General features: G+C 51.8%; 21 protein-coding genes and 1 other RNA gene. 1 reads left to right on the top strand and 21 read right to left on the bottom strand.

Annotated features, from left to right (window positions below; all coding sequences use genetic code 11):
- Positions 1-30: 30 nt before the first annotated feature.
- The 17 genes from typA to NR121_RS10500 form a co-directional block, all read right to left on the bottom strand.
- Positions 31-1,872 (bottom strand): translational GTPase TypA, encoded by a 1,842-nt coding sequence (gene typA, locus NR121_RS10580; protein WP_062407613.1) that lies wholly within the window; start codon positions 1,870-1,872, stop codon positions 31-33.
- 192 nt (positions 1,873-2,064) lie between these two features.
- Complete coding sequence (locus NR121_RS10575) at positions 2,065-2,790, bottom strand: amino acid ABC transporter ATP-binding protein (protein WP_062407611.1); 726 nt, start codon at positions 2,788-2,790, stop codon at positions 2,065-2,067.
- 10 nt (positions 2,791-2,800) lie between these two features.
- Positions 2,801-3,250, bottom strand: coding sequence for an amino acid ABC transporter permease (locus NR121_RS10570; protein ID WP_256831196.1), 450 nt, complete (start codon positions 3,248-3,250; stop codon positions 2,801-2,803).
- Positions 3,166-3,447 (bottom strand): hypothetical protein, encoded by a 282-nt coding sequence (locus NR121_RS10565; protein ID WP_256831180.1) that lies wholly within the window; start codon positions 3,445-3,447, stop codon positions 3,166-3,168. The genes NR121_RS10570 and NR121_RS10565 overlap by 85 nt, the downstream gene beginning before the upstream one ends.
- Positions 3,448-3,464: 17 nt before the next feature.
- Positions 3,465-4,115: an amino acid ABC transporter permease gene (locus NR121_RS10560; protein ID WP_256831178.1), complete on the bottom strand. Its 651-nt coding sequence runs from the start codon at positions 4,113-4,115 to the stop codon at positions 3,465-3,467.
- 59 nt (positions 4,116-4,174) lie between these two features.
- Positions 4,175-5,068 carry a transporter substrate-binding domain-containing protein gene (locus NR121_RS10555; protein ID WP_256831177.1) on the bottom strand — a complete coding sequence of 298 codons (894 nt, stop codon included), beginning with the start codon at positions 5,066-5,068 and terminating at the stop codon, positions 4,175-4,177.
- A gap of 226 nt (positions 5,069-5,294) precedes the next feature.
- Positions 5,295-5,804: an electron transfer flavoprotein subunit alpha/FixB family protein gene (locus NR121_RS10550; RefSeq protein WP_074726968.1), complete on the bottom strand. Its 510-nt coding sequence runs from the start codon at positions 5,802-5,804 to the stop codon at positions 5,295-5,297.
- Positions 5,801-5,980 (bottom strand): hypothetical protein, encoded by a 180-nt coding sequence (locus NR121_RS10545; protein ID WP_054819401.1) that lies wholly within the window; start codon positions 5,978-5,980, stop codon positions 5,801-5,803. Before NR121_RS10545 ends, NR121_RS10550 begins: the two co-directional genes overlap by 4 nt.
- Before the next feature lie 17 nt (positions 5,981-5,997).
- A complete protein-coding gene (locus tag NR121_RS10540; RefSeq protein WP_054819400.1) occupies positions 5,998-7,014 on the bottom strand; it encodes an NAD(P)/FAD-dependent oxidoreductase in 1,017 nt (338 codons plus the stop codon).
- An 18-nt stretch (positions 7,015-7,032) separates the two neighbouring features.
- The gene (locus NR121_RS10535) at positions 7,033-8,247 is read right to left on the bottom strand and encodes a threonine synthase (protein WP_054819399.1); all 1,215 of its coding nucleotides are present in this window, start codon (positions 8,245-8,247) and stop codon (positions 7,033-7,035) included.
- A gap of 278 nt (positions 8,248-8,525) precedes the next feature.
- On the bottom strand, positions 8,526-9,188 hold the full coding sequence (locus NR121_RS10530; RefSeq protein WP_174350728.1) for a TerC family protein: 663 nt from the start codon (positions 9,186-9,188) through the stop codon (positions 8,526-8,528).
- Positions 9,189-9,209: 21 nt separating this feature from the next.
- Positions 9,210-10,424, bottom strand: coding sequence for a tRNA uracil 4-sulfurtransferase ThiI (thiI, locus tag NR121_RS10525; protein ID WP_256831176.1), 1,215 nt, complete (start codon positions 10,422-10,424; stop codon positions 9,210-9,212).
- 3 nt (positions 10,425-10,427) lie between these two features.
- On the bottom strand, positions 10,428-11,597 hold the full coding sequence (locus NR121_RS10520; RefSeq protein WP_256831175.1) for a cysteine desulfurase family protein: 1,170 nt from the start codon (positions 11,595-11,597) through the stop codon (positions 10,428-10,430).
- 95 nt (positions 11,598-11,692) lie between these two features.
- A complete protein-coding gene (locus NR121_RS10515; protein WP_074726970.1) occupies positions 11,693-12,385 on the bottom strand; it encodes a lytic transglycosylase domain-containing protein in 693 nt (230 codons plus the stop codon).
- Positions 12,386-12,502: 117 nt separating this feature from the next.
- A complete protein-coding gene (locus NR121_RS10510) occupies positions 12,503-12,925 on the bottom strand; it encodes a hypothetical protein (RefSeq protein WP_054819398.1) in 423 nt (140 codons plus the stop codon).
- A gap of 220 nt (positions 12,926-13,145) precedes the next feature.
- Positions 13,146-14,285 (bottom strand): glycoside hydrolase family 15 protein, encoded by a 1,140-nt coding sequence (locus NR121_RS10505; RefSeq protein WP_174350732.1) that lies wholly within the window; start codon positions 14,283-14,285, stop codon positions 13,146-13,148.
- Positions 14,286-14,361: 76 nt separating this feature from the next.
- Positions 14,362-14,862, bottom strand: coding sequence for a YpuI family protein (locus NR121_RS10500; protein WP_074726973.1), 501 nt, complete (start codon positions 14,860-14,862; stop codon positions 14,362-14,364).
- A 217-nt stretch (positions 14,863-15,079) separates the two neighbouring features.
- Between NR121_RS10500 and NR121_RS10495 the strand changes: the two genes are divergently transcribed.
- The gene (locus NR121_RS10495; protein ID WP_256831174.1) at positions 15,080-16,945 is read left to right on the top strand and encodes a S8 family peptidase; all 1,866 of its coding nucleotides are present in this window, start codon (positions 15,080-15,082) and stop codon (positions 16,943-16,945) included.
- Positions 16,946-17,022: 77 nt separating this feature from the next.
- Here the strand turns inward: NR121_RS10495 and rnpB are convergent.
- The 4 genes from rnpB to NR121_RS10475 all read right to left on the bottom strand — a co-directional run bounded on the left by rnpB (position 17,023) and on the right by NR121_RS10475 (position 20,205).
- An RNA gene (rnpB, locus tag NR121_RS10490) (RNase P RNA component class A) lies at positions 17,023-17,433 on the bottom strand.
- A gap of 73 nt (positions 17,434-17,506) precedes the next feature.
- Positions 17,507-18,622, bottom strand: a complete 1,116-nt coding sequence (locus tag NR121_RS10485) for a Nif3-like dinuclear metal center hexameric protein (RefSeq protein ID WP_054819396.1) — start codon at positions 18,620-18,622, stop codon at positions 17,507-17,509.
- Positions 18,598-19,362 carry a tRNA (adenine(22)-N(1))-methyltransferase gene (locus tag NR121_RS10480; protein WP_054819395.1) on the bottom strand — a complete coding sequence of 255 codons (765 nt, stop codon included), beginning with the start codon at positions 19,360-19,362 and terminating at the stop codon, positions 18,598-18,600. The genes NR121_RS10485 and NR121_RS10480 overlap by 25 nt, the downstream gene beginning before the upstream one ends.
- Entirely contained in the window at positions 19,363-20,205 is an 843-nt protein-coding gene (locus NR121_RS10475; RefSeq protein WP_062407578.1) for a hypothetical protein, read from the bottom strand.
- Positions 20,206-20,214: the final 9 nt, after the last annotated feature.

Below are 20,214 nucleotides of genomic sequence, written 5' to 3'. Positions count from 1 at the left end.
TCAGAGCTCTCGTCATGAAGCATATGATCATTACACGCGGGCTTCCGCCATTTTGCGGTGTTTCTCAGCCCGTTCACGCTCATTCTTATTCAAAATCTTCTTCCGCAAGCGGATCGATTTCGGTGTAATTTCACAGTATTCGTCGTCGTTCAAATATTCGAGCGCCTGCTCCAGCGAGTAAATGCGTGGCGTCTTCATTTTGACGGTGTCTTCCTTCGTAGCGGAGCGAACGTTGGTCAGCTGCTTCTCTTTACAAATGTTAACGATGATGTCGTTATCGCGGTTATGTTCGCCAACGATCATTCCTTCGTAAACCTCCGTTCCCGGTTCCAGGAACAGTGTACCCCGGTCTTCAACCGACATCATGCCGTAGAACGTGGAGACGCCAGTTTCACTGGAAATCAGCACGCCTTCATGACGTCCGCCTACGCCGCTGCCTGCATAGGGACCATAGCTGTCGAAGGCGTGGTTCATAATGCCGTACCCGCGGGTTAGCGTCAAGAAATAAGTCCGGTAGCCGATCAGACCGCGTGCGGGAATCAGAAACTCAAGCCGTACATTCCCCGACCCGTTGTTGATCATATTGACCATCTCGGCTTTACGCGTGCCCAGACTTTCCATCACCGGGCCCATGCTCTCTTCCGGAATATCAATGATCAGGCGCTCAATCGGCTCCATCTTTTGTCCGTCGATTTCTTTAATAATAACCTCCGGTTTCGATACTTGAAGCTCAAATCCTTCGCGTCGCATATTTTCGATCAAAATCCCCAGGTGCAGCTCGCCGCGTCCGGATACGATGAAAGCGTCAGGGCTGTCCGTCTCTTCCACGCGAAGACTGACATCCGTCTCCAATTCTTTGAACAGGCGCTCGCGCAGCTTTCTGGACGTCACCCATTTGCCTTCCCGTCCGGCGAACGGACTGTTGTTCACCAGGAACGTCATTTGCAGCGTAGGCTCATCAATTTTGAGCACCGGCAAAGCCTCCGGATGGGCCGGATCGGCCAATGTTTCCCCGATGTTGATATCTTTGATGCCGGCAATGGCAATGATATCGCCCGCACCGGCTTCTTCGATCTCCAAACGCTTCAAGCCCTGGAAGCCGAACAGCTTCTCAACGCGCGCTTGCTTGGTTTGTCCTTCACGGTTAATGACAGCAACCGATTGGCCTTGACGGACCTTGCCGCGGTTAACCCGACCGATGGCAATGCGTCCCAAATATTCATTATAATCCATCAGCGTGACGAGGAACTGCAGCGGCTGCTCCACATCTTCCTTCGGATATGGGATATGGTTCACAATGGTATCATACAGCGCCTGCATGTTCCCGTCCTGACGGTCGGGCTCCAAACTGGAGGTTCCCATCAACGCCGAAGCATAGACGACCGGGAAGTCCAGCTGGTCGTCATCGGCTCCAAGCTCGATAAACAAATCGAGCACCTCGTCCACCACTTCGGCAGGGCGGGCATTCGGACGGTCGATCTTGTTCACGACGACAATCGGGGTCAAATGCTGCTCGAGCGCTTTGCGCAAAACGAATTTCGTTTGCGGCATCGTGCCTTCGAAGGCGTCGACGACAAGCAGAACGCCGTCAACCATTTTCATAATCCGCTCCACCTCACCGCCGAAATCGGCGTGGCCCGGTGTATCGACGATATTAATCAGATAATCCTTGTAATGAATAGCCGTATTTTTGGCCAATATGGTGATGCCCCGCTCACGCTCCAAATCATTGGAGTCCATAGCCCGTTCCTGAATGGCTTCGTTCTCACGAAACGTTCCGGATTGTTGAAGCAATTTATCTACGAGCGTCGTTTTGCCATGATCGACGTGAGCAATGATGGCAATATTTCTTATCTTTTCTCTTGAATGCATAAGTCACATAACCCTCTCTTCAGATGTAGCTTGTTTCTGCGGGCATGATAAGCCCCGCTCGGAAGCCCGTTCAAAAAAGAAGCGTCGGACGTAAGCGCCGACGCTACAATTCACACTTCATTATACGGGAAAATACATAAGAACGCAAGAAACTTGCATATGAACCGTATGCCAAAACCGTTGAATCACCGGCTAATGCAGCACCCTGTTCAGAAACTGCTTAACCCGTTCGTCCTTTGGAGCTTCAAAGAAAAGCTCGGGCGGTCCTTCTTCGATAACGGCTCCGCCGCTGAGAAAAACGACCCGATCCGCGGCCGCTTTGGCAAAGCCCATCTCATGTGTGACGATGACCATCGTCATTCCTTCCCGCGCAAGATCAAGCATAACGTCCAGCACCTCCTTGACCAACTCCGGGTCAAGTGCGGAGGTCACTTCGTCGAACAACATCACATCGGGACGCATGGCTAACGACCTTGCAATGGCTATCCGCTGCTGCTGGCCCCCGCTGAGCTGAGCAGGGTAAGCGTTCCGCTTATCGGACAACCCGACGCGCTCCAGCAGCGAAAGGGCGATTTCAACCGCTTCTTTTTTCGTTTTTTTCTGCACCCTGACCGGTGAAAGGATTAAATTATCAAGCACCGTTAAATGAGGGTACAAGTTGTAACTTTGAAAAACCATCCCTACCTTTTGCCGAATCCGCTGCCAGTTGACACGCTTCCCGGTAATGTCGATGCCGTCGATCCATATTTTCCCTTCGCTTACGCTCTCAAGCCCGTTGATGCAGCGCAGCAGCGTGCTTTTCCCGCAGCCGCTCGGACCAATCAGCACAATAACTTCTCCTTTGGCGATCGTCAAATCGATGCCGTTAAGAACCTGATTGTTATCGAATGTCTTATGTATATTTTCGAGTTTAATCATGTCGAAGCGGTCACCTGCTCAATTTTTTTTCCAGATAAAAAGAGGCGATAGAAAACGGGTAACAAAGGATGAAAAATACAGCGATGATAAACAGATAAATTTCCAGGGAAGCCATCGTACGCTCGATCACAATTTGTCCTGCGGTGATTAAATCCCTGACGCCGATCAATGCGGCCAAAGTAGTGGACTTGGCAAGCCGGTTGTATATGCCGATCAGAGGCGGCAGCATTCTGCGGAATGCTTGCGGCAGCAAGATCCAGACAAGAATCTGGAGGTAGGTTAACGCATGCGCCTTTCCCGCCTCCGTCTGTCCTTTCGGAATCGATTGCAGCGCGCCTCTGACCACCTCCGCAATCTCAGACATGCACCACAGCGTCAAGCCGGATACGGCGGCAATTTTACTTGGGATATCGATATGAAGAACATAAGGCGCAGCGAAAAAAACGAAAAATAAAGTGATCGGGACAGGCAGTCCGCGAAATACTTAATTATACCGAAAACCGGAAGCCGTACCGCCGCTATCTTCGAATTGCGCAGCACGCCCAAAGGTATGCCAAGCGCCGTCCCCAGCACCAATGTATAAACGAATATTTCAACGGTGACCCATACTCCTTTGGAAAGCAACGGCCAATTATCGATAATCACATGCCAATCCAATTCACGGTGCCTCCCGTTTATAACTCATACTTCAATTTATTCTCAAGCCGTCTCAGCGCAAAAGACAGTGACCATACAATCAGCAAATAAAGGACCGCTACCGCGGTAAACATTTCAAAAGGATGAAAATAAATGGCGATTATGTCTTGGGCTACAAAGGTCGCCTCCGAAATTCCTATGGCGGCCAGCAAAGAGGTCGACCTTACCAGGTACAAAAAATAACCGTTCAGCGCGGGCAGGCATATCCTGAGCGCCTGTGGAAAAATGACATGCCTCATGCGCTGGAATCTGGTTAAAGCAAGCGAGGTCGCGGCCTCGAACTGCGTTTTGGGCACCGCCTCAAGCCCGGAACGATACACTTCGATGAAATAGCCTCCTCCGAAAAACGTCATGGCAATGATTCCGCACGTATAAGCGCTGAACTTGTAACCAAGCGACGGAAGCACAAAAAAGACAAAATAAATTTGGACGAGCTCCGGAACGTTCCTTGCTATTTCCACATAAGCGGCGGTCACCCAACGAAGCAGCTTGATGCGCGATGTACGGGCCAGCGCCCCCAGCACCCCGACAATATTGACAAAAACGAGCAGAATCAAAGAGACAGACACCGTGGTTTGCAGCCCACGAAGCAGGCTCGGGAGATGTTCCCAGACGAATTTAAAGTCCATTTTACCTGATCCCCCATGACATCATTGCAGCATACGCTTAAGAGCGGTATCCGATGCTTCTATTTTTTCGGCCTTCTCAGGAAGTCGCTCGGGTTAAACTCCTTGGGCATATTGGGAGCGATCCACTGCTCGCTTAGTTCGTAGAAGTAGTCTTGATCCTCCCACTTTTTCAAATTGGCATTGATCCAATCCACAAGTTCGCTCTCGCCCTTCCTGACCGCGATTGCCCATGGCAGCTCGGCGAACGGCTTGCCGACCACCTTGAATTCCGGGTTGCTGCCGGCAAGCGGATACAGGAGCGTATTATCCTGCGCAAAAGCGTCCGCTCTTCCATCCTTGAGCGCCTGCACCGATTCCGACGTTTTTTGCAGCTTGACCAATTCCGCATCCGGCACTTGCTTGGCAATGCCGAGATCCCCGGTGCTTCCCGGAACAACGATCACTTTTTTTCCTTTCAGGTCAGCGACATCCTGAATGGTACTGTCCGCTTTAACAAGGAGCTGCACGCCGCTTTTAAAATACGGCTCGGAGAAATCCACTTCCTTGGCCCGTTCTTCGGTAATGCTCATCGTGGCAAGGATCAAATCGATTTTGCCGCTTTGCAGATAAGAAATTCGGTTCGTGCCGGTAACGGAAACAAATTCGATCTTGTTGGCATCCTCCAACAAATCTTGAGCCAGCGCTTTGGCCATTTCGATCTCGAATCCCACATTATTGCCTTTTTCATCAATATAACCGAACGGATTATAGTCCGTTTTTACCCCTACAACAAGCTTCCCTTTGCTCTTTATGCGCTGCAGAGGACCATCGCCCTTCGCCACTTTCAAAGCGTCCTGATCATTGCCGGGCGCTGAAGCTGTTTGTGGGCCATCGGTTTTGGCGCAGCCCGCCGCAAGTACAAACAAGAGAATGACCGACAGCCATACCGCATACATGCTTTTTGATTTAACCATACTTCCAGCCTCCTGATCATCCGATCTATTATTGCTGCCAGCCCGCATTTCCGGATTCTTGTTTTTCGCTGCCGGAAAAGAAAAAAGAGACAGCATGATCCGTTAGATGAAACTCGATCTAACAGATCACAATGTCTCCGGCTTTCCGGTCAACATAACCCAATATTCCTATGTATATAGTTGCTTTAGTAGCATACTATTCCTCTTTTTGATCTGTCAACTACTTTTATGCCTGTTGATTCAGCAGATGGATGATCAAGGGTATGATTTTTTCCACATCCCCCAATATACCGTAATCCGCAAGCTGAAAAATGGGGGCATCCGGATCGCTGTTGACCGCAACAAGCAGTTCCGCCTGTACTCCGGCTAGGTGTTGAACCGCACCGGAAACACCGCAAGCGACATATACCTTGGGAAATACTTTTCTGCCTGTCTGTCCGATTTTGTACTCGTACTCGATCCAGCCTGCTTCCACGGCCGCCCGAGTGGCTCCCGCCATTCCGCCAAGCGCTTCCGCCAGCTCAAGCACATGCCGAAAGTTCCCCGACGAACCTATCCCTCTTCCGCCTGTGACAATGATGTCCGAGCGGTCGGCGCTCCCCCGGCCCGCATGCCGCAGGCGTGAGATCAGGCCGGATTCCCGAAGTCCGCGCTCGAGGCCGCCGTTCTCCTCATCAATGAACCGCGCGCGCGTGTCTCCAACCTTGTCCCCCTGAAACAAATCAGAACCTATCATTGCTCCACCTCCGAAGCATGAGGCTGATTATGCTTTAAGCGGCTCAACGCGCTTGTCGTCACCGAGTCGATAAGATCGTTCTCCTCGAACCGGCTGAGCCGGAACATGCGTGCTCGCGGATCGGGGACGGAATGGGCTACCAGGGAGGTTACAATCTGGCCTATGGCAGGAGCCAATTTAAATCCGTGACCGCTTAATCCGCATGCCGAGTAAAGCCTTTCACCTGATCGCTTTTATCCAGAATCGGAAAACCGTCGGGGGTTACGGCATATATCCCCGACCAGCTGCCCACAACCTCGCCGTTCTGCAATAGGGATAAGGAGTCGGAGCATCTCGACCACAGTTCCGCCGCTTTGCCGCCGTCATCGCCGTCGCGGAACAGCTCCGGGTCCACCTTCTCCCTCACATCGTCCGGATGGTTCGACCCCAGAATCGCAAGGCGCTTTCCATCGGGACGAATATAAACGGAACGGACAGGGTCGGAGAAAATGGGGAAAGGCTTGTCCATTGGCGAAGGCAAAGCAATCCCCACTTTATAATGCCGGCTGGTTTCAATGGGCAGATGCATTCCGGCCAAATGGCCGATGGCAGCCGCCCATGGCCCTCCGCAGTTGATAATGGTTCTGGTTTCGATCGTATCACGGTCGGTACGGACCCCGCTGACTCCATCCGCATCCCTTGCAATAGCCAGAACCCTCGCTCCCTGCATGATCGCGGCTCCATGCTCCTTTGCATAACGGATAAAGCCGAGACAAGAAGCATGGGCATCGGCATAACCCGCATCCTCCTCATAGAGCCCCAAGGTAATGTCCGTCCTCAGCAAAGAAGGAAGGTATTCCATGATTTCCTCTTTTGCCAGCATTCTGCTGCGGATGCCAAGCTCCTGCTGGAGCCGGAATCCCAGTCCCAATGTTTCCGCGTTTGCCTCATTGCCTGCCAATAGAAAGCCCGTCTTCGTATAATCGCTGGACGAACCGGTGATCTCCTCGAACCGGGAGTAATAATTCAGGCCGATCCGGGCCATATCGACCAGCACCTTGTTCGTATAAAACTGTCTTAACACGCCGCTGGATCTGCCCGTGGAGCCGGCGCCGAGATGAGTTCGTTCGACGATAACGATACGCCTGAAGCCTTCCAGAACAAGGTGAAACGCTATGCTTGCGCCGACGATTCCCCCGCCGATAATGACGACATCAGCTCTGATGCTCATGCTTGACCACTTTCCTTCTTATTCGAGGTTTATGCGCTCTCCCGGCTGCAGGATGGGAACATCGATCCGCACGGTTTCCGGATATTTAATGCCACTGCCCGTATTTAAGGCTATAACGGTATCCTCTTCCCTGATCCAACCGTTCTCCCTTAATCTTCTTGCCGCTGCAAAGGCGGCCGCTCCTTCGGGACAGACGAATGCGCCTTCATAGCGCGCAATTCTGCCCTGCTCTTCTAACAAGTCCGCATCTTCCACCGCTATCGCGCATCCATCGCTTTCATAAATCGCTTCCAGCACCAAAAAGTCTCCGAGCGCCTTGGGGACATTGATTCCAAAAGCAGCCGTTGCGGAATCGGGCCAAAATTCGGATTCACGCTTTCTTTCATTCCATGCCTTGACAATCGGCGCGCAGCCCGCTGCCTGTACGGCGACCAGTCTGGGCAATCGTTCCTCGATCCAGCCGATTTGCGCAAGCTCCCGAAAAGCTTTGAAGATGCCGATGAGTCCGACGCCTCCGCCCGTCGGATAAAGGATGACGTCAGGCACCTTCCAGCCGAGCTGCTCTGCGATTTCCAATCCCATCGTTTTCTTGCCTTCGATGCGGTAAGGCTCCTTTAATGTAGAGGCATCGTAAAAGCCGTACTCCTTAACGGCTTGGCCAATGATTTTACCGGCATCGCTGATCAGACCGTTCACCAGACAAAGATGAGCACCCGAAATCGCACATTCATTGCGGGTGATCTCAGGAGCGCCGACAGGCATCACAATCGAAGCTTTTATACCCGCTCTGGCCGCGTAAAGCGCCCAAGCGGCTCCGGCGTTGCCGTTGGTCGGCATGGCCAGCTCCTTTATTCCGAGCTCTTTCGCCTTGGACACGCCCACAGCAGCCCCCCGGGCCTTAAAGGAGCCTGTCGGAATAATCCCCTCGTCTTTCATAAGCAAATTCGGAATGCCCATCTCCGAACCTATCGTCGGCATCGAAAGAAGCGGCGTCATCCCCTCTCCCAAAGTGACGACATGGCTTTTCTCCCTAACCGGCAGAAGCTCATGATATCGCCACAAATCAGGGATTCTTCCTTGCAGGTGCCCGGGTGTCACTTCTTTTTTCAATGCATGCAAATCGTAATCCGCAAGCAAAGGGGACCCGCACACACACAACTGCCTGATCTGGTCAGCATTATATTGTTCCTTGCACTTCGGGCAGTGCAGTCCGATCAAATAACTGAATGTCATACCCGTACACTCCCTTAGGCCGCATTTTCATGGGAATACTGAAAAAGTAAACAAAAAAACTCTAATTATCCCGTCCGCGTACGAGCTAATTAGAGCCTTCGGTTAACCGATTGGCTGTATTCAAATGAAATCCAGAGCATCATTTCAATATCATATCATGTGAATGCTGTGCTTTACAGTTATTAACAACTTAACATTCAAGCATTTTGTTGTCAAGAACAAATTTCCCTACCTGGATGGACGCTTGAAACGGCTTAGCTAAATGTCAATCTCGCCGATTAAGATGATCTCGGAGATATAACGAACCTTTTCAAAAGTCCGGATCCAATGACGATCAGCGTTGTAATGACAGGGAGAACATAATGGGGGATACTGCCTAACAGCCAGTCGGATACCTTATGGTCCGCCATAAACATTTCGCCTGCCGTATAACCAAGAATTCCGGCTCCGGCAAAAACGAGCACGGGATAGCTTTTCAGCAGCTTGACCACAAGCGCACTGCCCCAGATAATCACGGGAACACTCATGGCGATTCCCAGAATAACAATGCCGATTTCGCCTTTCGCCTTGGCTGCGATGGCCAGGACGTTATCAAGACTCATAACGAAATCGGCTAAAATGATCGTCCAGATCGCTTTGCCGAGCGTAGAAGCCTCTTTTACGTTAGAGTGTTCCTCCTCATCCATCATCAGCTTGACGGCAATCCACAGCAGCAGCAGCGAGCCTGCGGTTTGGATGTATGGAATCTGAAGAACGTACACCGCCGCAAGGGTCAGAATGATCCGTATCCCTATCGCTCCGAAAGTCCCCCACCATATGGCTTTTTTGCGTTCTTCCAGCGGAAGCTTCTGGCTGGCCAGCGCAATGACTATCGCGTTATCCCCGCTGAGCACGATGTTAATCAGCATAATTTGCAAAAACAGCAATATCCATTCCATCATGACACTATGCCTCCCGTTTTTTCAAAAAAACGAAGCAAACTTGTCTCTTGGATTTACAACGTCCTCTTCATCTACCAACAGGGATCGGGTATTTCGAACGGCTTCTTCCAGCTCGTCCTCAAGCCAGGTCATCTTGCTTTCAATGCTTTCTACCACCCTGAGATTCGGGTTCGTACTGGGGCTTGGAGGCAAAAACAGCGTACAGCAATCCTCATGCGGGAGAATGGAGATCGGGAACGTACCGATTCCTTCAGCCACCCGAATGATCTCCCGCTTCTCCATGCATACCAAGGGCCGGATCAGCGGCAGGCTTACCGCCCGTCCGATGGTATTCATACTGAACAGCGTTTGACTGGCGACCTGCCCGAGGCTTTCCCCCGTTACAATCGCTCCGGCTCCTCTTTCCTCCGCCAGCTTCTCTGTAATCCGCAGCATGGCGCGCCGCAGTAAAGTAATCAGCAAATTTTGATTGTAGGCCGCATGGATTTTCGTCTGCACCGATGTGAACGAAACCATATGGAGCTTGACGGGTCCGGCAAATGCAGCCAGCTTCCTTGCCAATTCGATCACTTTTTGCTGAGACTTTTCATTGGTGTAAGGATAGCTGTGAAAATGTACCGCTTCCACTTGAAGTCCTTGTCTTAAAGCAAGATAGCCGGCGACCGGGCTGTCGATCCCCCCGGACAGCATCAGCATGGCCTTTCCGTTGGACCCGACAGGAAAGCCTCCGGCGCCCTCGTCTACACGGCAATAAAGCAGCGCCTCCCGTTCGCGGATCTCTACTCTCAGCTCCGCCTCCGGCCGGTGCACGTCCACTTTTAAGTCGGGGAACGCTCGTAGAACGCAGCCCCCTACCAAACGGTTCATTTCTTGTGAATCATGAGGGAAGCTCTTGTTTACTCTCCTTACACTTACTTTATATGTTCGGGGCAGCGGTTTTAATGACTGTATTACATCCAAAGCCGTTTCTTGTATGCGTTCCAATTCAAGGGGAGAGGAATAAACCGGGCTGAATGAAGTAAGGCCTAATACTTTGCGTAAATAAGGCACCAATTCCTCATAGTCCGTACCGTTCAACTGAAGGATGATTCTCCCGAATTCCTTCCGGTAAGAGACCGCCTCGAAGGAACGAAGCGTTCGTTTCACTTGTTCGAATATTGTATTTTCAAACCGGTGCCGGTTGCGCCCCTTTAACGTCAGTTCCCCAAGCCGGAGAATCGCTTGCTGTGGTTTCATCAATTATTTTCTCCGTCCTTTCTGTGAAGACACGGCCGGCTTCAGTTCGGCAACCACTTCCTGAAGCGTGGAGCAAAAACGACGCACGTCCTCCTGTGTTTGCTGAAGCGAGTAGCTGAGCCGTATACCGCTTACCGCCGCGGCATCGCTTGCTCCCATAGCCGTCAGCACCCGGCTCGGCTTCTCCGCTGCGGAAGAGCATGCCGAACGGGCCGAGACACAAATGCCTCTTTGTTCTAAAGCATGCACGAGTACTTCCGACTTCATGCCGGGAAACGAAAAATGAACGATGTGCGGAGCCATATCCTCCGGGTTCCGGGAACCGCTCAGCACAAGCTCCGGCAAACGATCAATGCCTTGAACGAGCATTTCCCGCAAGCCGGCCGTATGTTTTGCGAAAGCTTGCTGCTCCTCCACGGCCATACGTACGGCTTTGGCCATGCCTACGATCGCAGGGACATTCTCCGTTCCCGAGCGCAACCCCTTCTCCTGGCCGCCTCCAAGCAGCAGCGGCTCCAGTTCCACTCCCCGACGGCAGTACAAAAAGCCGATCCCTTTCGGTCCGCGGAGCTTGTGTGCCGAACATGTCAGCAAATCGGCTCCGAGCTGCTTGGGAATAACCGGAAGCTTGCCGACGGATTGCACCGCATCGACGTGAAACAGTGTTTTGGGACGATGTTGAAGCATCCGGCCGATTTGTTCAATGGGCTGAATCCGTCCCATTTCATTATTGACATGCATTACACTCACAAGAATCGTATCATCCGTGAGTGCTTGTTCCAGCTCTTCCATGCGAATTTGCCCTGTATCGTCTACCGGCAGGTAGGTGACGCGATACCCATCCTTCTCCAGCTTCCGAAAGGTTTCATAAACCGATGGATGCTCAACCATGGTAGTAATCAAATGATTTCCCCTGTGCCGGTATCTTCCTGCCGCGCCGCGAATGGCCAAATTGTTGCTCTCCGTCCCCCCCGATGTGAAAAGAATTTCACCGGGATCGCACTGCAGCTTAGCGGCAATGGTTTGGCGGGCCCGGTCCACAAGCTCCTCTGCATCGGTTCCCATCGCATGCAGCGAGGACGGATTGCCATAGAACGATCTCATCACTTCCGCCATCGTGTCAATTACTTCTTCGTACATCGGCGTTGTCGCCGCGTAATCCATGTAAAGCAAAAAAAGCTCCTCCTTCAGTTCTAAGAAAAGACCAATTTCCGCTCCCCTTTCGGCATAACGATGCGAAAGAAAAACTGAAATTGGTCTTATAGCCGTCACACTATAGCCTCATATTTCTGCTTTAAATCCATCACTTTGCGTACGTATTGCTGCGTTTCGGCCGGCAGCAAATGAAGCTTGGCCGCCAGGTCATCATCATCCTTGATGTCAAGCCGGTTCACCCGCCCCGGACCTGCGTTATAAGCCGCTAGCGCAGTACCGGCATTCCCGTTGTATTTTACTAGAAGGGTGGATAAATAACGTGTGCCGCCTTCTATATTTTGTACCGGATCGAACGGATTCGTTACACCCAGACTTTGCCCCGTTGCATCCATCAGCTGCATTAATCCTTTGGCTCCCGCCCGGGATACCGCATCAGGGTTAAAAGACGATTCCGCATCGATGACGGCCTTGATCAGGCTCGATTCCACACCGTAACGCCGGCTTGCTTCCTGAATATACGGTTCAAATTCGGTTGGCCTGCTGGCAGAAAGACGATGTTGAAGCCACGGGTTCCCGGATATAAAGCCCGGCATCGACATCAACGCCGGCTTCAACGAAGCCGCAGGCGGTATATCCTGCTGTTCTTTCATCGCAAGAAGTCCGTTCAACAGCTCGGAGAAATCGTCGCTTTCCTCTGCGGCAGAAGAACCGCTTGCAGGGGACAGCAGATTGGATTTGCTCAGCATGTGAAGCCGCAGCAATTCTTTTAACGTTCTGGGATCAATCGATCCGGGATTCAAACTCATATGGGCTTAAACTCCTTGATTTTACAATCTCACCATCTCAATAAGGCTATTGTACACCTTTTTAAGCTTGTCATCCAGTCATATTTTCAGTCGTCATGTTGTCGAAATTTCAACGGCTTAAGTTAACAAAGGCACCAAAACGAAATAACCAGCCAAAGCAATCAATCCGATCGCAACCGACCATGCCCCCAAAGTTCTTTGCCCGAGCATGAATGCGAAAAAGCCAATCAGCGCTGCCGTCGAGCCCAGCAGTACCGGGAGCACCATAAGTGACAGCACCGCCAAAATCAGTGCAGTGTAGCCCAACCAGCGATATGAAGCGGACACCGCCGGATCAGGCTGTTCCACTCTGGATGCGGCAGCTGTCCTGGTCCGTTCCCGACGAAACTGCAGAAGATGAAGAGGCGAGGCATCGGCAGCAAATTCTTCATTCCCCTTCATACCGGACTCTCTGTTCAGCTGCTGCTGCTTTAATCGCTGAAGCGGTATGTCCTGACGGAAGGCTGATCCTGAACGTTTACCTCCGGGCTTGTGTTTCACGCATGATCGCTCCCTTCATATAAAAAGTTCATTTCGATTTTTTCGGCTCGAAGGCATGGCAACGGGTATGGCGATACGTTTGTCTGCATCCCGGCGGTTCTCGGAATCCGCGGCAATTCCTTACCCTTATCCATTGCCACGGTTCATCCGCCTCGATTATGACTTAGCTTGCCTCTTTTGATCGGAGATATTCCTGCTGCAGCAACCAGCGATCACTGGCTTATCCAATGGTTGTGGTGTTAAGATACAATATCAGAAACATCGCATGCGACCATAACAGCGGCACGGCCGGCGGTCCCCACCGCGCAACCCACTCGTCATATTTATGCCTGTCCTCCAGCGTATCCGGCACCTGCTCAGGAAGCCTGCCCTGCTCATCCGCCTTGGAGGCAATCCAGTGAAGCGCCCGTTCCGCTTCACGGCGATCGCCCATGGACAATTTTACCCATCCGTACCATGCCGTAAGCAGCAGCCATTCACCTCCGCCGTAATACTCATCGGCCTTATACCGCCGAATCCCGCTCTGATCTGTTCGCAGATCCGCTTCGATTTTCGCCAGCGTATGCTTCATCACCGGATGTTCCGGCTCAAACAAACCAAAGGGCCGGCAGAGCCACATTAAGCTGGCATCCACTCCGTCATTTCCAATCGTGGTTGCGGAGGATTCAGGAGTTGGGGTAACGAATTTTACAAAATGGCCTTGCTCCGGATGCACCGCATGGTCGAGTAAAAATGTCTCAATCTGACCGCAAACATCCTCAAGGTCGCGCTTGCCCTCCAGTTCAGCGACGCCTTTTAGCCCGCCATAAATACAGGCCAGCGTTGAAGGATGAATGTGGTCCGCATTCTCCTCCCAACAGTCGAAATTCGGAAGCCTCCAAAAGGCTTTTAAATAAGCCGCCGTCACATCGACACTGGAGCGGAAACGGTCCGGAAGCCGCTTATGGCCATTAGCCTTCAAATGCTCCGTCAGCCCCCATAACCAGGTTCCGTAACCATCCAGCTGAAAATGCCCCCATTCGGACGTGACGTCATCCCTGCCATCCAAATGATATCTTGTATGTAAAAATTCGTTAAGTCCGATCGGCTCGCCGCGGTTGTGCTTTTCCAGCAAATACTGAATATGTCCCTGCTTTCGTTCGACGATGCGGCTGACCCATTCGTAAAATTGCCCCGCGCTTGCATGCTCCCCTGCACAATCCATCGCATAGGCGATGAATGTTCCGTCACGAAGCCAGCTGTAATTGTAATGGGCGAACAACGGGCAGGCGGCGTACCCTCCGCTCGGGTGCTGGTTCAACCGAATCAACCGGATACTCTCTTCGGCAAGCTGCTTCAATGGAATGATCCGAGACACCATTCAGTCCTCCTTAAACAAAAAGAGATGCCTTTGGGAAAGCATCTCTTCTTTATCATTATATTCCAAGCGGACTTTATTATACTTTCTCGCCCTGCATCCGCTTTTGCGTGATATAGTCAGTTTCGTAGTAAGCCAGTTCATCGCGGAGCGTTTCGAAAATTTTCGAAAGCTCAATCGTCAAATCCCTTACTTCGCGGGTCGGCTTTTTGCGGAAACGGATGGCATCCTGTCCGGTATAAGCATATCTGCCGTCCTCGGAGTAGCATTCATTTTTGGGATAAAAGAAATTGTTTACGCAGCTATGATACACTTCATACAAAACCTTTTCGGCATACTCCACGTTGAAATTGGGACGGCGGAGAGCCACGCCAAGCTTCTCGTAAGACACTTCGGAAAAAACAAGCAGATGTCTAATATCAGATAAATACCCTTTGTAAAATTCTTCCATTGCTTCATCTTTGTCTGTATTTAGCTGCTGCAGAGAGCGTTCATTCAAAAATGTTTCCATTTTTGCAATTGCTTCGCTCAGCTTCGCTCTTGTTGTTTCACAAAGATTTTTAACGTTAAACACTGCCATAGCTTAAATAGACCTCCTCAACTTAAAAAACAACATTGGGTACTTAAAATGACCTTGATCCCATCCTACCATAAATCCCGCATAAAAGTAACATGAAAAAAGTCTAAAAATATAACTTCGCCCATTTCAGAGATTCGTCCCGTTTGGATAACATTGCTGTAATGGCAAACCGGCGATCAAGGGAAAGCTAACGGCAAACATTTAGGAGGCAGCAACTATGTGGAAATACGTGATGTCCGTTCTGCTTGTGATTGCCGGCGTGGCGCTGCTCTTCCCCCGGGGAGAACAGGCGCCCGCACCTGAAACGGTAACCCCCGCAGCCGAGCTGCAAATGAAACAAATGACGCTAAATCAGGACCTTGCCAGAACTGACGAACTCTGCCGCAGTGAATGCAGCATGGTGCTTCACCGTACTGTGCAGGAACTGAGAACCAAGGAAAGCGGTCAAGTGATGGAAACCTTAAAAAAAGTACAAGCCGAGCATCCTCACATGGAACTGCTCGCTTGGACCAAAACACAGCAGCCGTTAGAGCAAAGTGCGGCAGCCGGCGGTTTGCCGGGCACGGTTCGTCCGACGATCGAGCCCTTCCTTAAAAAAGCCAAGCGGCAAGTCGATTCAGGTCAAGCTTATCAGTCAAAAGCGATCCATGCCGACGGAAGCACCTATTTTGTCATCGGCGTTCCTTCCGAAGACGGCTCAGCCGGTCTTGTGGGTGCAGTTCGCCAACAGATTTTACAGCAAGTGGCCGATCACCAGCTCAAAAACCTGCGGATCGTCGCTTATCCGGGCGAAGGACGCTACAAGATCAAATCAGTGGATGCCAATTCACTCCAGGACGTCCGGGTCGATCATCCTGAAGACAACGAAGGCACCAGCCACTACCATGTCAATCAGGTCGTTGTAAAATTCAAGAAGGAACCGGCGGAAAGCGAGCTTACCCGAATCCGCAAAGATATCGGCGGCAGTCCATTCCGCAAGCTGGGCTCTACTTACGTGTTTGAATCAGGAAATATGGAAGCCAAACAAATGATGGACTATTTCAAGCAATGGAACATCGAATATGCCGAGCCGCATTTTCTTTATTTAACCAACCAAACGGAAATCAATAATCCGAAAACAGTGGCGACGGTGTTCACGCCAAACGATTCGCTTTACCAGCGCTATCAATGGAATTTGCCGCAAATTGAGACCGAAGCCGGCTGGAACATTACCAGAGGCTCTCAGGACGTTGTTGTAGCCGTTGTAGATACCGGTGTCGATATTAATCACCCGGATCTCAGCAAGCAGCTGGTCAGCGGCTATAACGTAGTCAATCCGGAATCCCAGCCCATGGATGATGTCGGCCACGGGACCCATGTAGCCGGAGTCGTCGGAGCGCTGGTCAACAACAACCTGGGGGTCGCCGGAATGAGCTGGTATAACCGGATTATGCCGATCAAGGTGCTGGATAAATCCGGGGCAGGAAGCACCTATGCCGTTGCCCAGGGCATCATATGGGCGACCGATCACGGTGCGAAGGTCATTAACATGAGCCTGGGCAATTATGCCGATTCCCAGTTTCTCCACGATGCCATCAAATATGCATTCGACCGCGACGTCGTTCTGATCGCCGCGAGCGGAAACGACAATACGGAGCAGCCCGGCTACCCTGCCGCATACCCGGAAGTATTCGCGGTTGCCGCAGTGGATGCCCGGAAGTCGAAAGCATCGTTCTCCAATTATGGGGATTATATCGATGCGGCCGCACCAGGCGTCAGCATTGCAAGCACTTATCCGCAAAGCCAATATGCGGCGCTCTCCGGCACTTCCATGGCCAGCCCGCATGTTACCGCCCTGGCTGCATTGATTCGTTCCGTTAACCCCAATCTGAAGAACACCGAGGTTATGCAGCTGATAAGGGACACGGCAACGGACCTCGGGACCTCCGGCAAAGACAAATATTTCGGCCATGGCCTGATCGACGTCGTGGCCGCGCTGCAGGCCGCTAAGCCGACAACCGCCGGCCAGGAAGCGGTGAATACCCCGAACGAAACGGGCTTGATTGGTTGGCCGGAATGGTTGAGGCGGCTGTTCTATCAATAAACGAAAAAAAACAAAGAACCGCCTCTTGAAGCGGTTCTTTGCACATATCCAGAAAGCCTTCTATTGCATAATGGCTGAAAGAAAGTTTGCCATAAGCCGGGTTCTGTACTTCCAGTGGTCGTAACGGGAGCCACCCTGCCACCGTTGAAGCGACAATCATCTATCTAGGCCAGACATTGCTGCCTGGCTCAAGCGACCAACCCGAACGCGTCTCGGGCAAAGACTGTCCCTGACGGGACATGCGTTCCTCTAGGTCTTGCTCCAAATGGGGTTTACCAGGAGCGATGTCACCATAGCTCCTCGTGGTCTCTTACACCACGGTTCCACCCTTGCCTGTGCTTGCGGGTCGCCCCGCTGCCATCGGCGGTCCATTTCTGTGGCACTAGCCTTCAGCTCGCGCTGACTGGACGTTATCCAGCATTCTGCCCTGCGGAGCCCGGACTTTCCTCTCGTGGCATCAAGCCACCAGCGATTGTCTGTCAAACTTTCTTTTGCAATAGATGCCATGAGATAGTATACAAGGAATCTCACCAAAAAACAACTGCCGTATTTTAGAATGATCTACACAAAACGGAACGGTTCTGTATGAATTCGCGAAGCGACGACCGCTGTCGCCCATTTTCTTTCGGCAAGCTTTCGCTGCAGGTATTCGGCAACGCCCTGCTTCATAATTTTCTCTACGTTATGACCGGGATCAATAAGGGCTATGCCGGCGGCCAAAGCATCGTGAGCCGTATGGTAATCGATATCGCCGGTAATCAGAACATCTGCGCCGGCAAACATCGCGTGCTTGACATAACGGCTTCCCGATCCTCCGAGTACGGCGGCTTTGCGGATAACGCGGTCCGGATCTCCGACCACACGCAGCATAGGAACATCAAAGGCCTGCTTCACCTGCTCGCACAGCTCTGCTAGCGTAACCGGCTTGGGCAGCTTGCCTGCCCGCCCCAGACCGAATGTGCGCGTCTTCAGATCGAGAGCATACAAATCGTAGGCCACTTCCTCGTAAGGATGCGTCTTCAGCATGGCTTGGACGACTTTGCGCTCCACGCTTTGCGGCACGATCGTTTCCACACGCACCTCTTTGACTTCCTCGAGCTTTCCGGTCTTACCAATGAACGGGTCTGTACCCTCGCCCGGTTTAAAGGTGCCCGTTCCCTCGATGTTGAAGCTGCAGTGACTGTATTTGCCTATCCCGCCGGCACCCGCGTCGAACATCGCCTGCCTGACCTTCTCCACATGATCTGCCGGTACAAACACAACCAGCTTCTTCAGCTTATCCGTATGCACTTCATCCAGAGGCTCCGTAACGGTCATCCCGATCGCTTCCGCCATCATATCGTTAATTCCGCCATCCGCCACATCCAGATTCGTATGCGCGATATAAACGGCGATATCATGCTTGATCAGCTTCTCATACAGCCGCCCCGCAGGGGTATCGGTTTGAATATGCGACAGAGGACGGTAAATAATCGCGTGATGGGCGATGATCAAGTCAGCTCCTTCCCGAATCGCCTCGTCCGCCACCTCTTCGGTGACATCCAACGCAACAAGCACTTTGCGTATATCCTTTTGCAGCGTACCGATTTGCAAGCCGATCCTGTCACCCTCTACGGCATATGATTTCGGAGCCAGCTCCTCCATTAGGCCGATCACGGTTTGTCCTTTGGCGTACACAGCTCAAGCACCTCCTTGATTCGTTGCATTTCCCTTTTGATCTCCGCTTCCTTGCTGCGCGATGCTTCCAATTCGGAATGCGACAGCCGCTCGCAAATGCGGTTGAGCTTCTCCAACTCGTTAAGCCACTTGTCGATCCAGACTTGCGATGCCTCCCGGAGCAAGAAAGGCCCCATCTGCAGCATGAGCTTCCGATCCGCGATCAGTCCGCCCGGCAGCGTTCGGGATGCGTACAATTCATCGTTGCCATACGGAGCCAGATCTGTGGGGACGGCTGTTAAAATTTCATAGGTTTTGCCGTCCTCCCGCATGATTTTCTCACCTGTAAGCACCCATTCATGGTCCAACAGCCACTGCCTGACGTTGGCTTCCCCTACATTGGGCTGCAGCACCAGCCGGCGAACACCGGCAAGCTTGCTTATCCCCGCTTCCAGTATGGAGGCGATAAGGGTGCCGCCCATACCTGCGATCGTAATGACGTCCACTTCCCCCGGCGAGATCACCTGCAGTCCGTCACCGAGCCTTACATCGATGATCCCGTCGAGTCCCGCCGACCGGACCTGTTTCAAGGCCGCTTCGAACGGCCCTGCATTCACTTCTCCGGCCACACCGCGGAGGATGGTTCCCTGCTGCGCCAGAAAGGACGGCAGCAGCGCGTGATCGGACCCGATATCCGCCAGGCGGCTGCCGGCCGGAACCTCCTGCGCAATCATTTCCAGTCGTTTTGACAATCGAATCATCTATACAACCCACTCAGTCCATTTTTTTCTCCAAGCAAACAACAGCCCGGCCTGCGCCAGCAGCTTGCTTAACAACAGCCATTGCACGGTTTGGGAGCCGTATTTTTCAGCATAAAGCATAGCATATAATTCGGGCATATACCAAACAATTAAACTTAGCAGGAAAAAAACCAGCCCAGCCTGACTGTTCTTCTCATGAATTATCCAAGACATCCAGCAGAAAAGAATGGCCAGCGGCATCCAGCTCAGCTGCAGCGTGATCCACGATAGCGTCTCCAGTTGATAGTGCAGCAGCCAGCCATAGCAGAACACCAAACTGACCCAGCCGCACAGCTGGAACAGCGCCAATCTGGCCAAAAGACCGGTCAGGATCCAAACCACGCTGCACAGCGCAACGTAGGCAACGACCGGCACCGAAGCCTGAACACCATGCAGCCTCAGTAAATAAACACCGATAAACAGCAGGAATAATGAGGCCATTCCAATCCATAATTGGGCAGCCATAGGTTCCTTCTCAAGCTTGGAGGAGCCCCATCCATAACAGCCCGCTAAAAAAATAATGGAAATTCCTATTTGCATTGGTAATTCAAAAGCGTTAAAATTAAGAGCAGTAAAAGATAAAGCAATGATCAGCAGCAATCCCAGCATCCAGATTTTCCAATTGCTGTTTCGAATTTTACTTGGGGTGACACCAAATAAGCCGCCCTGTTCCTTCTTATCTTGATCCTGCTGGTGCATATCATAAATATTCAATAAAAAATCACAGTAATGCTCAGGCAGCAGCTTGCTGCGCCGCCAGTGCTCGATCTCACGAACAATCATCTCTTTCTTTTTATCATCCATAGGCCATGT

The sequence above is a fragment of the Paenibacillus sp. Pae15 genome, assembly GCF_024519685.1.
GTDB lineage: Bacteria > Bacillota > Bacilli > Paenibacillales > NBRC-103111 > Paenibacillus_G > Paenibacillus_G naphthalenovorans.
This window is presented reverse-complemented; position numbering and strand designations above follow the sequence as displayed.

Bases quoted from the DNA above. Each gene is read 5' to 3' on its own strand.
- NR121_RS10495 (WP_256831174.1), top strand. From the start codon at position 15,080: ATGTGGAAATACGTGATGTCCGTTCTGCTTGTGATTGCCGGCGTGGCG.
- NR121_RS10475 (WP_062407578.1), bottom strand. From the start codon at position 20,205: ATGGATGATAAAAAGAAAGAGATGATTGTTCGTGAGATCGAGCACTGG.
- NR121_RS10550 (WP_074726968.1), bottom strand. From the start codon at position 5,804: ATGATAGGTTCTGATTTGTTTCAGGGGGACAAGGTTGGAGACACGCGC.
- NR121_RS10540 (WP_054819400.1), bottom strand. From the start codon at position 7,014: ATGAGCATCAGAGCTGATGTCGTCATTATCGGCGGGGGAATCGTCGGC.
- typA (WP_062407613.1), bottom strand. From the start codon at position 1,872: ATGCATTCAAGAGAAAAGATAAGAAATATTGCCATCATTGCTCACGTC.
- NR121_RS10505 (WP_174350732.1), bottom strand. From the start codon at position 14,285: ATGGTGTCTCGGATCATTCCATTGAAGCAGCTTGCCGAAGAGAGTATC.
- NR121_RS10575 (WP_062407611.1), bottom strand. From the start codon at position 2,790: ATGATTAAACTCGAAAATATACATAAGACATTCGATAACAATCAGGTT.
- NR121_RS10500 (WP_074726973.1), bottom strand. From the start codon at position 14,862: ATGGCAGTGTTTAACGTTAAAAATCTTTGTGAAACAACAAGAGCGAAG.
- NR121_RS10535 (WP_054819399.1), bottom strand. From the start codon at position 8,247: ATGACATTCAGTTATTTGATCGGACTGCACTGCCCGAAGTGCAAGGAA.
- NR121_RS10530 (WP_174350728.1), bottom strand. From the start codon at position 9,188: ATGATGGAATGGATATTGCTGTTTTTGCAAATTATGCTGATTAACATC.
- NR121_RS10515 (WP_074726970.1), bottom strand. From the start codon at position 12,385: ATGAGTTTGAATCCCGGATCGATTGATCCCAGAACGTTAAAAGAATTG.
- NR121_RS10555 (WP_256831177.1), bottom strand. From the start codon at position 5,068: ATGGTTAAATCAAAAAGCATGTATGCGGTATGGCTGTCGGTCATTCTC.
- thiI (WP_256831176.1), bottom strand. From the start codon at position 10,424: ATGAAACCACAGCAAGCGATTCTCCGGCTTGGGGAACTGACGTTAAAG.
- NR121_RS10560 (WP_256831178.1), bottom strand. From the start codon at position 4,115: ATGGACTTTAAATTCGTCTGGGAACATCTCCCGAGCCTGCTTCGTGGG.
- NR121_RS10480 (WP_054819395.1), bottom strand. From the start codon at position 19,362: ATGATTCGATTGTCAAAACGACTGGAAATGATTGCGCAGGAGGTTCCG.